This window comes from Sphingomonas spermidinifaciens (assembly GCF_002351485.1).
Taxonomy (GTDB): domain Bacteria; phylum Pseudomonadota; class Alphaproteobacteria; order Sphingomonadales; family Sphingomonadaceae; genus Sphingomonas; species Sphingomonas spermidinifaciens.
In genome coordinates, this window is the sequence record NZ_NWMW01000001.1 from 1,011,229 (window position 1) to 1,024,128 (window position 12,900).

Sequence of the window (12,900 nt, forward strand, 5' to 3'; positions counted from 1 at the left end):
GCGGCGGAATGATCGGCGGCTGGTGGAGCTGAGGGGAATCGAACCCCTGACCTCTGCAGTGCGATTGCAGCGCTCTCCCATCTGAGCTACAGCCCCGCCGCCGGTTTTCCGCGGCGTTCGGCGCCGCGAAGGTGGCCCCTCTAGCGACAGTTCGAACCCGATGCAACGCCCGTCGCGCAGCAATTTTTCGGCGGCAAAGGCGCGGCTTTGCGACGGCGGGCCGCGGTTCGCGGCGAGCAGCGGAACATTCGCCCGGCTCGATCCTTAACCTTTGAGCGGAAGGCGCAATCTCGCGACCTCGTCCGCTTGCAAGACAATCCCAGGAGGATCGTGTGATGGGCTACGAACGCAACCAGCGTGGCGGCTGGCGCAGCGACGACGACCGCGATTTCGACTATGGCTATTCGAGCGCGCGCGATTACGCCGCGGCGGGCCAATATGGCGACCGCTATCGCCAGGGCGGGCAGCGTGACCGCGGCGACTGGCGCGGCGAGAGCCGCGATTCCTACGGCGCGCGCGACACCGGGCGCGGTTATGGCAATCAGGGCGGCTACGGCCAGCGAGACAGCTATGGCTATCGCGATGACGACAACGATCGTGGCCGCTATGGTGCGCAGGGCCGCTATGGGCGCGCCGGCTATGGCGGTGATCGGAGCCGCGACAGCTACGGATTCGGCGGCGATTTCCAAGGTTATGGCCAGCGCGATTATGGGCGCGACCGCGGATTTTCCGGCGATCGCCAGGGCTATCAGCGCCAGGGCGGTTATGGCCGCGAGGGTGAGCGCGGGCACGGGCGCGGCTATTCGGGCCAGCCGCAAGGCTATGATTATGACGACCGCGGCTTCTTCGACCGCGCGGGCGACGAGGTCCGCTCGTGGTTCGGCGACGAGGAGGCCGAGCGGCGCCGCGAGATGGATCGCCGCTATGATGAGCGCTACGGCGACCGCGACACCGGCCGCGACGAGCATTATTCGAACTGGCGCCGCCAACGAATCGGCGAGCTGGATCGTGACTATGACGAATATCGCCGCGAGAACGCGACGAAGTTCGAGAACGAGTTCAACAGCTTCCGCACCGAGCGCCAGACGCAGCGATCGTCGCTCGCGCGCGTGACCGAGCACATGGAAGTGGTGGGCTCCGACGGCGAGCATGTCGGCACCGTCGACAAGGTGCGCGGCGACCGCATCATCCTGACCAAGAACGACGTCGATGCCGGCGGGCGTCACCATTCGATCCCGTCGCGCTGGATCGACGGCGTCGACGACAAGGTGAAGATCCGCAAGACCGCGGCCGAGGCCAAGGCCGAGTGGCGCGACGAGGAGCGCAACCATGCGATGTTCGGCCGCGACGATCGCTCGCGCGAAAATGGCGACCGCATGACCGATTCTGCCTCGACCGGGACCGACACGTCGGGCTCGACGGGAAATCTGGGTCGGAGCTTCTCGGGCACCTACTGACCCGACAGGCGTGCAGAGCGACGGGGCCGGACAGCGATGTCCGGCCCCGTTTTGCAGTCAGGCGCGCACCAGGCCCTCGCTGGGGCGCTTCGCCCTGCTTGCCGGAAACAGCGCCGCAAGCGATCGCGGTGCGTCGATCCCGAAATGTTCGGCGAGCGCGCCCGCGATCACCGCGTTGACGTCACCAGTCGCCTTCAGGTCGCGATCTTCGTAGAGCATGGCGTCGGCAAGGCCCGGCCAGTCGGCGACGACCCGACCGCCCGCCACCGCGCCGCCCATCAGCATCGCGACCGACGCCGTCCCGTGATCGGTGCCGCCGGTGCCGTTGGCGCGCACCGTCCGCCCGAACTCGGTCGCCACGATGACGAGCGTTCGTGTCCAAAGCGGCCCAAGGCCTTGCCGAAGCGCGCCCAGCATGGCGTCGAGGGCCTTCAGCTGCGCTGCGAGCCGGCCGACCTGCCCGGCATGCGTGTCCCAGCCCCCCGTCTCGATCATCGCCACGCGCGCGCCGTTGTCGGGGGTGACGAGCCGCGCGGCGAGCGCGCCCGTTGCGGCGGCGTTGCGTCCCTGATCGGCGGCAAGGTCGCCTGTCAGCATCCGGGTCGCCGTCGCTTGTGCCCAGAGCGCGTGCAGCTGCGCATCGCCCTCGTACAGCTGCGTCACCCGCGCGATCAGGTCGTCGCTGGCGTCGGGCAGCGCGGAGGGCGCGTAGCTCGCCACCTCAACGCCTCCGCGCAGCGCCATCGGCACCGTCGCCGCGACCGCGATGGCCCGCGCCTGATCGGACGGCAGCAAGCCGAGGAGCCGATTCATCCACCCGTCCTTGATGGCATAGGGCTGCGCGCTTCCCGTCTCGAGCGCGTTCTGCCCGTCAAAGTGCGACCGCTCGCGATAGGGCGAGGCGACGGCGTGGACGAACATCGCCTCACGCGCGCGATACATTCCTCCGATCGTGGCGAGCGCAGGATGAATCGCGAACATGCCGTCGAGCTTCTCGGCAGTCGCAAATGGCTCGGCCAGCGGACCGCGCTGTCGATCGAAAGCCGGATCGCCGACCGGTGCGATCGTGCCAAGGCCGTCGGCGGCACCGCGCTGAAGGATGAAGATGAACCGCCGATGGGTCGCCGCGCGGGCGAAGGCGATGTGCGGCGCAAAGCCGAGCGCCAGCCCGGCAGCCCCGAGGCCGAGAATCTTGCGACGGTCGAACATGGTCATCTCCGCATGAAATCGGGCGAGGCGAAGAGCAGCGCCAGCGCCTCGGGCGGGCTTTCCGCCCTCGCGACCGCAGCGCCGGTGGGGCTGCTCGTACCGGGGAACTGGTCGCGGGCAAGCGCACGCGCATCAAGCGTCGCCGATTGCGCGCGCGCGGCGAGCCGCTGCGCCGCCTCGACCCGACGCATCACCGCGTCGGGTGCCGCCCAGCTGGCATCGCTGTCGTCCCAGCCGGCGGGCGATCCGGGCTTCCAGACGGGCTGGCCCAACTGCTGTTGCAGACCCGACAGTGCCTGACCGGGAAAGACGCGGACACCGCTGGTGCGAAGGACGGCGATCGTCCAGTCCCAGGGGCTGCGGAACTTGACCGGCTGCGGCGCCCAGGCCTCGGGCGAGGCGATCAGCGCGCGGTAGACGCTGGGTAGATCGCCACCCGATCGCAGGAACGCCGCCTCCAGGCGCGCGATCATCGCCGCGGGTGGAGCATCGCCGGCGAAATGGCGCGCGAGCTTCGTTGCGATGTGTCTGGCGGTCGCCGGATGGCGCGCGAGCGTCTCAAGCATCGCCGTGCCCTGCTCCAGCCCACCGGCCGGATAACGCTCGCCCAGCAGCCGCCGTTCGCCGGGCTCGTGCAGTTGCGGCGCGAAGACGAAGCTGCCGGGCTCCGCCGCCCGGCCCTGCGGCCCCAGGCCGCCGACCGTCCAGCCGGTGAGCGCGCGCGCCAGCTCGGTCACGTCGGTCTGGCCGTAGCCGGTGCGGACGCCCAGCGTATGCAGTTCCATGATCTCGCGGGCGAGATTCTCGTTGAGGCCGCGCCGGCGGCCGCGCGCCTCAGCCCGCAGCGCCGCGGGACTGCCGGGGCCGACCGACTGGGCCTGGTCGAGAAACAGCAGCATCGCCGGATGCCGCTCGACCGCCAGCAACATGTCGGAAAACCGGCCCATGACGTGCGGGCGGATTGCTTCAAACTCGAACGCGCCTGCGAGGGCGATCATCCGCTGCTTTTCCACCGACACGGCGAAATGGTTCGACCAGAAATGCACCAGCCGTTCGGCAAAGGGCGCATCAGTTGTCAGTGCCGATGCGCCGCGCACGCCGATTGCCTCGACCAGATGGCGGCGGGAGGCGGGGCCGACCGCATTGAGTTCCATGGGCTGCCCCGCCCCCATCAGCCGCGCTTCCTGACGCGCCTGTCGTCGCTGCTCGATCAGACCGAAAATCTCGGCGGCGATCACCCGCGACGACGCTGCAGCGATCATCGGCCGATAGGTCGTGATCTGTCCTTCAAGCCACGCCCTGGCGTCTCTCGGCGGCGTCTCACCAAGGCGCGGCCCCAGCCCGAAGCGGTGCCACGCGATGCGGATATCGTCCTGTGCCATCGCACGACCTTGCGCCCAAGCTGTCGCAAAAGTCTGTCAATCGTGCCGGTTGGTCGCGCCCGCGCCTCGCCTTGCCGTTGCATCTGCTGCAACTGCATCTTCACACTGCGCGATTGTCTGCGTGCTGCATTGCAGCAAGAGTGGTGCAAACAAAAAAACACCGGGATGCCGATCAGGCTCTTTCAGGGCTTCACGCCAGAGGAGACAGATCGTGACCAAGCTTCTTATCGCCGCCGCTGCCACCGCCTTCGTTGCCGCTCCCGCGCTTGCCGCCGGGGACGAGACCGTGTTCACGCGCGATGGCCAGACCTATGCCTACACGCTCTCGGCCGAGGGTGACGCGACGGTGATCGCCGGCCGCACCGTGCCGCAGAACGATCCCTTCCGCCTCGTTGTGCGCGGTCGCACGGCCGAGGGCGACATCGACGGTCGCCGCGTGAGCTTCCGCATCGCCAAGCCGCTGACGCTGGCCGCGCGCACGCAGACCGCGAGCGTCGACGCCAACTAAGGCGCAGGCATTTTCGAACTCGGGAAGGGGCGGCCTCGGCCGCCCCTTTTTGCGTCAGAAGCCCTCGGGCAGGTCGATCGCGCCGACATGCTCGCGATAGCGGCCGATGGCGAAGCGGTCGGTCATGCCGGCGATGAAATCGGCGATGTGGCGGCTGCGCGCGGGCTCGCCCTCGGGCAGCGTCTCACGCCAACCTTCGGGCAGCCGGCGCGGATCGTCGGCATAGGCGGCGAACAGCCCCGCTACCACCTTTGCCGCGATCCCCGCCGCCTCAAGCTGGCGTGGGTGGTGGTAGAGCTCGGCGTACATGAAGCGCTTCAGCGTCCGTTCGGCCGCGCGCATCGGCTCCGAAAAGGCGACGAGGCAGCGGTCGGCGGCGCGCACGTCGTCGGCGCTTTCGATGCGATGCTCGGCGAGGTTGGCGCGCGTCGAGGCGATCAGGTCGTTGACCATCGCGCCGATCTGCGACCGGACGAGCTCGCCCACCAGCCGGTCCGGCGCGCAGTCGGGAAAGCGCGCACGCACCGCATCCCATCCCGCGGCGATCATCGGCACCGCGAGGATCGCGTCGAGCGACAACAGCCCGGCGCGAAGGCCGTCGTCGATGTCGTGATTGTCATAGGCGATGTCGTCGGCCAGCGCCGCGACCTGCGCCTCGAGCGAGGAATAGCGGGTGAGGTCGAGCGGGAACGCCGCATCCGCCTCGGCCAGCGCCCAGCCCGGCGCGGCAACGGGGCCGTTATGCTTGGCGAGGCCGTCGAGCGTTTCCCATGACAGGTTCAGGCCCCGCCAACGCGGATAGGGGCTCTCGAGCCACATCAACGCGCGCAGCGTGTGGCCGTTATGGTCGAAGCCCCCCTTCCCCGCGAGCGCCGCCTCCAGCGCCGTCTCGCCGGCATGGCCGAAGGGCGGGTGGCCAATGTCGTGGGCAAGGCAGAGCGCCTCGGTCAGATCCTCGTTGAGGCCGAGCGTACGGGCGATCACCCGGCCGATCTGCGCGACCTCGAGGCTGTGGGTAAGGCGGACGCGGAAATGGTCGCCGTCGGGCGCCATGAACACCTGCGTCTTGTGGCGCAGGCGGCGGAAGCTGATCGAGTGGACGATACGGTCGCGGTCGCGCTGGAAGGCGTCGCGCGGTCCGCGCTCGGCGGCGCCGGGCTCGGCGTGGAGCCGTCCCCTGCTTCGTGCCGGGTCCGAAGCCCAGCGCGCGGAACCGCTCATTTGGCGGGCAGCCGCGAGACCTTCTGCCCCGCCTCGCTCTGGAAGGTGAACGCCGACAGCCCGCCCTTGCCGAGCGTGTTGACCAAGGCCTGCGCCTCGCTGCCGCTGGCGAAGGGGCCGGTCAGCAGCCGGTTGGTGAAGCGCAGCGGCGTCGTCCAGGCCTGTTTGCCCTTGAGCGCCGGCGACTTGGCGACGAGCGCGTTCCACGCCTTGGGCAGGTCGGCCACGTTGGCTCCGCCCGCGACCTGCACCCACCAGCGCGCGGGCTCGGCGGGCTTCTTGGGCTCAGGTTTCTTGGGCTCGGGCTTTTTGCCCTCGTCCTTCTTCGCCGCGGCCTTTTTCGCGTCAGCGGGCTTGACCTCCGGCTTGCGGAGCTCGGCCCTCGCGACGGCGATTGGCGTCGGGGGTTTCTTGGGCTCAGGCTTTGGCGCCGGCGCTGGCGCTGGCTTTGCGGCGACCGGGGCGGGCGCGGGCTCTACGGGCGGCGGTGCGGTGACGCCGAGTTCGGCCGCCGGCACCGCGATGTTGCGGACGATCATCGCCAACACATCGTCCTCGCCGCCGATGCGTCGGGTCGGGGCCACGGGCCGTGGGCGCTCGGCGGCTCCGGTGGAAAAGCCCGGTGCCGTCGCGGCACTGGCGGTCAGCGCGGGCGCCGTCGCGCCTGTCGAAGGTTCAGGGGCGCGCGGCGGCACGCTCGCGCCGGCAAGTGGCAAGGTTCCAACCGACGCCGCGGTCTCACCAGCCGCGACGCTGCTCGTCCCGCGTCCCTCGACGGCCGCCACACCAACACTGCTTGTGGGGCCGGCGACCGACGCGGCAACCGTGCTTTCTGCAGGCGGCGTGGCTGGTGTCACCATCGCGACGCCAGCCGGACGCTCCGCGCCCGTTACCGGCGGCGAGGGCGCCACTGACGCAACACCAGCGGCCGTGACGGTCGAGGCTGGCGAGCCACCGGTGCCGAACGCCGGGGCGGCGAGCGACGTCCCGCCTGCACCGACAGCACCTGGCCCTGTGGCAAGGCTTGCCGCGGGGCTCCCCGATTGCGCCGCGCCGCCGCCAGGCGCGCGCAGGCTGCTGATCGGTGCGCCCGTCGCCGCTGACGCCGCCGCAGCGCTGGTCGCTGCCGTTGCGGATGCTGCGGATCCGCTCGCAGCCGACGTTAAGGAAGAACGGCCAGGCGCGGCGGCCGCCACCGAAGACGACGCCGGCAACGAACCGCCGACCGGCGACGTCGTGCCGGTCGTGGCGGCGGGTGCAGACCGGGTCGTACCCGGCGGCGCCGGTCGCGAGGCAGCGGCGGTCTGCACGCGGCTGGGCCGGCGGCCGTAGCGCTCGGCGTTCAGCGCCTCACGCTCGGCGCGGCGCTCGGCCGCGCGGCGTTGCCGGGCCCGCGCACGAGTGTCGGCGGCGGACTCGTCGCGTGTCGCGGCCGCGCCTACGCCTTGCGCAGGGGTGGTCGTAGGCACCGCAGGGCTCAGCGACGCGACCTGCACCGGCGCGCGCTGCGGCAGCGCCGGTGCAGGCGGCGCGAGGCCGGCATCGGCAAGCCGTGCGGGAGTCCGCGTGAATTCACCCAGATGTGCGGCAAAGGCGCGGTCGGCCGGATCGCGAATCTCCGACAGACGGCGGAACAGCGGCTGATAGGCGGTCGCGAAGCCCGGCATCATCGTGGCGGTGACGCGCCCCGCGCCTGCGGTGTCGCCCGCCAGCGCCATGACCAGCGCGCGGGTCCGCCACGAAGCGCGATCCTGCTGGCGCAGCAACGGGTCGAGCACCTGTTCGGCCCCCGGCTGGTCGCCCGAGATGGCGAGCGAGATCGCCAGCCGCCGCCGCACCTCGGCCTCGTCGCCCGTCGCCAGCGCGCGACGATATTCGGCCTGTGCGTGGGCCTGATCGCCAACGAGGTCATAGGCCAGCCCGCGATCGTCGGCATAGCCGGCGGGCGACAGGCCGCCGCGCTCGGCGTCGGCGAAGCGGCGCAGTGCCTCGCCCGGCCGGCCCATCCGCACCAACGCCCGCCCGCGCGCGGCGGCGATGCGCGGATCGGTCGGCCGAACCTTCTCGGCGCGCGCGAGGAACTGCAGCGCCGCAGGGGCATCGTCGAGCAGCGCGCTCGCCTCGCCCGCGGCGATCAACGCCTCGACATCCTGTGGCGCACGGCCGAGCGTCCGCATCGCCGCGGCGAGCTTGTCGGCGGTCGGTGTCGGCTGCGGGACATAGCCGGGCGCGGCGGGCAGGGCCTGCTGTGCAACAGCAGCGGGGGTGACGAGCACCAGCAACGCGGCGCCGCCAAGCCACAGGGCGGTATGACGAGTCATGCTTGGGAACGCCGTTACCATGCCGCGGCTGAACCGCGACTGTCGAAACGCGGCAACGGCGACAAGGCGATGCCGCCCGGCGACGAACCGGGCGGCATGGCCTCGTTTACTGGTTGTTCTGGCGGTGAAGGAAGCGCGGGATGTCGAGCGGGTCCTTGTCCCCCTCGCCCCGGGCGATTCCACGACCCGCAGCCGACATGCGCTCGAACAGCGTGCCACCCGGACGCGGGGCGGCGGGCGCCGCCTCGGCTTCGGGCTCCTCGGCGCCGGTCAGCCAGCGCCGGCGCGGCGCCTCGGCGTCAGCGGGCTGGGGTGCGGTTTCGCCCCCCTCGCTCGGCAGCGTCGATTCGGCACCGAGCACCAGTTCGTCGCTGTCCTCGGCGGGCGTCGGCGCGGGATCTGCCACGGCAACAGGCTCGGCTGCGGCGGGGGCCACCTCCTCGCTGAAGCCGGGCTGCGGCGCGGGCGTCGCGGGCGTGCGCTTGGGCGCCGAGAAGCTGAAGCTTCGCGTCGTTTCCGCCGCCGTGGGCGCGGGGGTGGGCAGTGCGCCCGAGTCCGCCTCGATCCCGGTGGCAACGACCGACACGCGGATGCGGCCCTCGAGTTCGGGATTGAAGGCCGATCCCCAGATGATGTTGGCGTCGGGATCGACCAGCTCGCGGATATGATTCGCGGCCTCGTCGACCTCCAGCAGGCGCATGTCGTCGCCGCCGGTGATCGACACGATGACGCCCTTGGCGCCCTTCATGCTGACGCCGTCGAGCAGCGGATTGGCGATCGCCTTCTGCGCCGCCTCGATCGCGCGGCTGTCGCCCTCGGCCTCGCCGGTGCCCATCATCGCCTTGCCCATCTCCTGCATCACCGACCGGACGTCGGCGAAGTCGAGGTTGATGAGGCCAGGCATGACCATCAGGTCGGTGATGCCGCGAACGCCCTGCTGCAGCACCTCGTCGGCCATCTCGAAAGCCTGCTTGAACGTGGTGTTCGCGTTGGCGATCAGGAACAGGTTCTGGTTCGGGATAACGATCAGCGTGTCGACGTACTTCTGAAGCTCGTCGATGCCCGCCTCGGCGCTGGCCGAGCGGCGCTTGCCCTCGAACGCGAAGGGCTTGGTGACGACACCGACGGTCAGGATGCCCATGTCACGCGCGGCCTTGGCGATGACAGGCGCAGCGCCCGTGCCCGTACCGCCGCCCATGCCGGCCGCGAGGAAGCACATATGGCTGCCCTCGAGCGACTTCTGGACCTGCTCGATCGTCTCCTCGGCAGCGGCACGCCCGATCTCGGGCCGGCTGCCGGCGCCCAGCCCTTGCGTGATCTTCGCGCCCAGCTGGATGCGTGCCGGCGCGACCGACTGCTTCAGCGCCTGCGCGTCGGTGTTGGCGACGACGAACTCGACCCCCTGCACTTCGGCCCGGATCATGTTGGCGATCGCGTTGCCGCCGGCGCCCCCGACGCCGATGACGGTGATGCGCGGCGTCAGCTCGTCGACGTCGGGCGGCAGAAAATCGATACCCATGTGCTTCTCCCCAGTGCCCCCAGATTACACGCGGGCGCCTGATACTCCCGCCCGTTCTGCACCATTGCTCTGACCGATCCTAGCGTCAAAAATGGGTGCAAGTCGCAAAATCTTAATAATTCGACCGAAACGCCGCCAGCAGCCGCTTGACCATCGCCCCCATCGTCGGCCGCACGACCAGCTGATGCTGCGGTTCCATGCCGCGCAGATCGACCGGATCGGCCGCCGCGAACATGGCGAGGCCGGCCAGCGTCGAGAAGGCCGGCCCCGAATGCGCCTCGGGTAGGGCAGACAGCCCGCGCGGACGGCCAACGCGGACGGTGCGGCCGAGCGCCTGCTGCGCATAATCGGCGATGCCCTTCAGCTCGGCGCCGCCGCCGGTCAGCACGATCTGCCGCCCGACCGGATCGTCGAAGTTGAGCTTCTTCAATTCGCGCTGCACCTCCTGCATCAGCCGGTCGAGGCGCAGGCGGATCGTCGCGATCAGCTGTGCCTTGGTGATGCGGCTCCCCTCCTCGCCCTGCTCGGCGCTGATCGGGGCGATGTCGATCATGTCGTGATTGTCGCGTGGGCTCATGTTCGCCGAGCCGTGGAAGCACTTGATCCGCTCGGCCTGCGCGCGGCGGGTACCGAAGGCGCTGGCGATGTCATCGGTCACGTCCGCCGCGCCCATCCCGATCGAGGCGAGGCCCGTCAGCACGCCGTGCTGGAACACCGACACGTTGGTCACGCCCGCGCCGATCTCGACCAGCGCGACGCCCAGGTCGCGCTCCTCCTCGCTCAGCACGGCAAGGCCCGTGGCGACCGGCGCGGCGACGATCGACTTGACGTCGAGATGCGCGGAGCGGACGCACAGGTCGAGGTTCCGCACCGGCGAGCCGTCGGTCGCGACGACGTGAATCTCGACGCCCAGCCGGTCGGCATGCATCCCGATGGGCTTGGGCGTGCCGGTCAGCCCGTCGAGCGTGTAGCGCGTCGGCTGTGCATGCAGCACCATCCGCCCCTGCGGGTCGAGCGCCTCGCCCGCGGCCTTCAGGAGCGCGTCGATATCGCCCTGTTCGACGCGGTGGCCGCCCAGATCGACCTCGAGCTTCACGATATCGCTGACCAGTCCGCCGGCGGAGAAGGCGACCCACACGTCCTCGATCGACACCCCGGCAATCCGCTCGGCCTGCTCCACCGCCTCGCGCACCGCGACTTCGGTCGCGGCCATGTCTGCGATATAGCCGCGCCGCACGCCCCGGCTCTCGCGCTGGCCGGTGCCGAGCACCACCAGCTCGCCGCCGTCACCCTTTTGCGCGATCAGCGCCGAGACCTTCGACGATCCGATGTCGAGTACGGTGAGAAGTCCGTCCGCTACCTGCTTCGCCATGCCCTGTACCCCCCCATTTACCCGCCCCTATTCCGCGTCGCGGGGCAGCGACTTGTCGGCTTCCGCTTGCACCTTCGCATCGGGATCGACCGCGGTCGTCCGTTCGAGCCCACTGGCCTTTCGCATCACCAGGTTCTTTGGGATGCGCAGGTCAAAGCGGACATACGGCCCGCCGAGCAGCCGGTCGCGGCCGTCGAGCTCTGCGAACTTGACGAGCGCTGCCTGGGCGACCGGCTCCTCCTCGGGAAGCAACAGCGTCTCGCCCGACACGAACTGCAGATCCCAGCGCCGGCCACCGACCCAGGTCGCGGCGCGCACCATCGGCTTGAGCGCCGGTGCGGCGTCGATCAGTCGCTCGAAGGCGGGCGCCTGCGCATTCGCGCCCTCGCCGACCAACAGTGGCAGGTGCGGCACCGCGTCGGCACGAATGGGTTCGAGCAACGTGCCCCCCTCGTCGATCAGCATCAGCTGGCCGTTGTTCTGCCAGACCGCGGCGGGGGTGCGCTCTACCACGTCGATGACGATCGTGTCGGGCAGCCGCCGCGAGACGCGCGCATCGGCGATCCAGCCATAACGGAGCAGCCGCTCCCGCACCTCGTCCAGGTCGACCAGCGCCATCGCCCGCGACTGCTGGTCGAGCGCCACCGAATAGACCGCCATCCGGTCCATGCGCTTGAGGCCCGTCACCTCGACCTGCTCGACACGCAGGCCCGCACGACCCATACCCTCGGCGATCGCGGTGCCGATCATGCCGGGCACGCCGAAGAAAGTGGCGACGCCGATCGCCGCCCCGCCCGCCGCGAGGGTGAAGGTCCAGCCGAAGACTCGGCGCAGCGTCGCTTCCGACACCGGCACCGACGCGATGATCCGGTCGAGCAGCCCCGCGCGCGGCTTGCGCCCGCCGGGCTTGCGGGCGCCCGGCTTGCGCTGGGGTCCGGGTCGGCGCTGGGCGGTGCGGCGCTGGTCCATCCGGCTCATGCTTCGGCGTCCTTCATCGCTTCGTCAACGATCGCCTGGACGAGCTCGGCATAGCTCATGCCCCGATGCCGCGCCTGTTCGGGCACGAGGCTCAAGGGCGTCATCCCGGGCTGAGTGTTGACCTCGAGCAGGAACAGTCCGGCGACGCCGCGCTCGTCGTCCCAGCGGAAGTCGGAGCGCGAGGCGCCCTTGCAGCCGAGCAGCCGATGGGCCTCGACCGCGATCGCCTCGCACGCCTGAGCGACGTCGTCGGGGATGGCGGCGGGACAGACATGTTCGGTCAGGCCGTCGGTATATTTGGATTCGTAATCGTAGAAGCCAGTCTTGGGCTTGAGTTCGGTGACGCCCATCGCCGTCTGCCCGAGCACCGCCGTCGTCAGCTCGCGCCCGCGGATAAAGGGTTCGGCCAGCAGCTCGTCGAACTCGGCCCACGGACCCTGGCTGTCGCGGGCGATCGGGTTGCCGTAATTGCTCTCGTCGGTGACGATCGCGACGCCGACCGAGGACCCCTCATTGACGGGTTTCAGCACATAGGGGCGCGGCAACGGGTCGCGCTCGTACAGCTCCTCGCTGCGAACCATCCGGCCGCCGGGCATGGGGATGCCGTGCGGCACCAGCGCCTGCTTGGTCAGCTGCTTGTCGATCGCGATGACCGAGGTGGCGAGACCCGAATGCGTGTAGCGCAGCCCCATCAGGTCGAGCATCCCCTGCACGCTGCCGTCCTCACCCGGTGTGCCGTGCAGCGCGTTGAAGACGAGATCGGGCTTCGCCTCGGACAGCCGGAGCGCGATGTCGCGACCCATGTCGATGCGCGTGACGCGGTGGCCGAGGCTTTCGAGCGCGTCGGCGACGCCCGCGCCGCTCATCAACGACACCTCGCGCTCGGCCGACCAGCCGCCCATGAGCACGGCGATGTGGAGGGGCGTCATGAAT

At 70.2% G+C, this 12,900-nt stretch carries 10 protein-coding genes and 1 tRNA gene; 2 read left to right on the forward strand and 9 right to left on the reverse strand.

What is annotated here, in order from left to right:
- Positions 1-20: 20 nt before the first annotated feature.
- A tRNA-Ala gene (locus COC42_RS04710) sits at positions 21-96 on the reverse strand.
- Between the two features lie 239 nt (positions 97-335).
- Here COC42_RS04710 and COC42_RS04715 point away from each other — a divergent pair.
- Positions 336-1,457 carry a DUF2171 domain-containing protein gene (locus tag COC42_RS04715; RefSeq protein ID WP_096342066.1) on the forward strand — a complete coding sequence of 374 codons (1,122 nt, stop codon included), beginning with the start codon at positions 336-338 and terminating at the stop codon, positions 1,455-1,457.
- A gap of 57 nt (positions 1,458-1,514) precedes the next feature.
- On the opposite strand, the gene COC42_RS04720 is transcribed toward COC42_RS04715, so the two are convergent.
- Both COC42_RS04720 and COC42_RS04725 read right to left on the reverse strand, forming a co-directional pair.
- Positions 1,515-2,666, reverse strand: a complete 1,152-nt coding sequence (locus COC42_RS04720) for a DUF1501 domain-containing protein (protein ID WP_096342067.1) — start codon at positions 2,664-2,666, stop codon at positions 1,515-1,517.
- A 2-nt stretch (positions 2,667-2,668) separates the two neighbouring features.
- Positions 2,669-4,048: a DUF1800 domain-containing protein gene (locus tag COC42_RS04725; RefSeq protein WP_096342068.1), complete on the reverse strand. Its 1,380-nt coding sequence runs from the start codon at positions 4,046-4,048 to the stop codon at positions 2,669-2,671.
- A gap of 211 nt (positions 4,049-4,259) precedes the next feature.
- Here COC42_RS04725 and COC42_RS04730 point away from each other — a divergent pair, with 211 nt between their 5' ends.
- Positions 4,260-4,556: a hypothetical protein gene (locus COC42_RS04730; RefSeq protein WP_096342069.1), complete on the forward strand. Its 297-nt coding sequence runs from the start codon at positions 4,260-4,262 to the stop codon at positions 4,554-4,556.
- Between the two features lie 54 nt (positions 4,557-4,610).
- On the opposite strand, the gene COC42_RS04735 is transcribed toward COC42_RS04730, so the two are convergent.
- From COC42_RS04735 to COC42_RS04760, 6 genes are all read right to left on the reverse strand, one after another.
- Positions 4,611-5,777 (reverse strand): deoxyguanosinetriphosphate triphosphohydrolase, encoded by a 1,167-nt coding sequence (locus COC42_RS04735; protein ID WP_096342070.1) that lies wholly within the window; start codon positions 5,775-5,777, stop codon positions 4,611-4,613.
- The gene (locus COC42_RS04740) at positions 5,774-8,098 is read right to left on the reverse strand and encodes a tetratricopeptide repeat protein (RefSeq protein ID WP_096342071.1); all 2,325 of its coding nucleotides are present in this window, start codon (positions 8,096-8,098) and stop codon (positions 5,774-5,776) included. The genes COC42_RS04735 and COC42_RS04740 overlap by 4 nt, the downstream gene beginning before the upstream one ends.
- Positions 8,099-8,204: 106 nt before the next feature.
- Entirely contained in the window at positions 8,205-9,617 is a 1,413-nt protein-coding gene (gene ftsZ / locus COC42_RS04745) for a cell division protein FtsZ (protein WP_096342072.1), read from the reverse strand.
- A gap of 112 nt (positions 9,618-9,729) precedes the next feature.
- Complete coding sequence (ftsA, locus tag COC42_RS04750; RefSeq protein WP_096342073.1) at positions 9,730-10,989, reverse strand: cell division protein FtsA; 1,260 nt, start codon at positions 10,987-10,989, stop codon at positions 9,730-9,732.
- A 27-nt stretch (positions 10,990-11,016) separates the two neighbouring features.
- Entirely contained in the window at positions 11,017-11,967 is a 951-nt protein-coding gene (locus tag COC42_RS04755) for a cell division protein FtsQ/DivIB (RefSeq protein ID WP_096342074.1), read from the reverse strand.
- Positions 11,964-12,896: a D-alanine--D-alanine ligase gene (locus COC42_RS04760; RefSeq protein WP_096342075.1), complete on the reverse strand. Its 933-nt coding sequence runs from the start codon at positions 12,894-12,896 to the stop codon at positions 11,964-11,966. The genes COC42_RS04755 and COC42_RS04760 overlap by 4 nt, the downstream gene beginning before the upstream one ends.
- Positions 12,897-12,900 lie beyond the last annotated feature (4 nt).

Coding starts and splice junctions, on each gene's coding strand:
- COC42_RS04715 (WP_096342066.1), top strand. CDS start 336: ATGGGCTACGAACGCAACCAGCGTGGCGGCTGGCGCAGCGACGACGAC.
- COC42_RS04720 (WP_096342067.1), bottom strand. CDS start 2,666: ATGTTCGACCGTCGCAAGATTCTCGGCCTCGGGGCTGCCGGGCTGGCG.
- COC42_RS04725 (WP_096342068.1), bottom strand. CDS start 4,048: ATGGCACAGGACGATATCCGCATCGCGTGGCACCGCTTCGGGCTGGGG.
- COC42_RS04735 (WP_096342070.1), bottom strand. CDS start 5,777: ATGAGCGGTTCCGCGCGCTGGGCTTCGGACCCGGCACGAAGCAGGGGA.
- COC42_RS04740 (WP_096342071.1), bottom strand. CDS start 8,098: ATGACTCGTCATACCGCCCTGTGGCTTGGCGGCGCCGCGTTGCTGGTG.
- ftsZ (WP_096342072.1), bottom strand. CDS start 9,617: ATGGGTATCGATTTTCTGCCGCCCGACGTCGACGAGCTGACGCCGCGC.
- ftsA (WP_096342073.1), bottom strand. CDS start 10,989: ATGGCGAAGCAGGTAGCGGACGGACTTCTCACCGTACTCGACATCGGA.
- COC42_RS04755 (WP_096342074.1), bottom strand. CDS start 11,967: ATGAGCCGGATGGACCAGCGCCGCACCGCCCAGCGCCGACCCGGACCC.
- COC42_RS04760 (WP_096342075.1), bottom strand. CDS start 12,896: ATGACGCCCCTCCACATCGCCGTGCTCATGGGCGGCTGGTCGGCCGAG.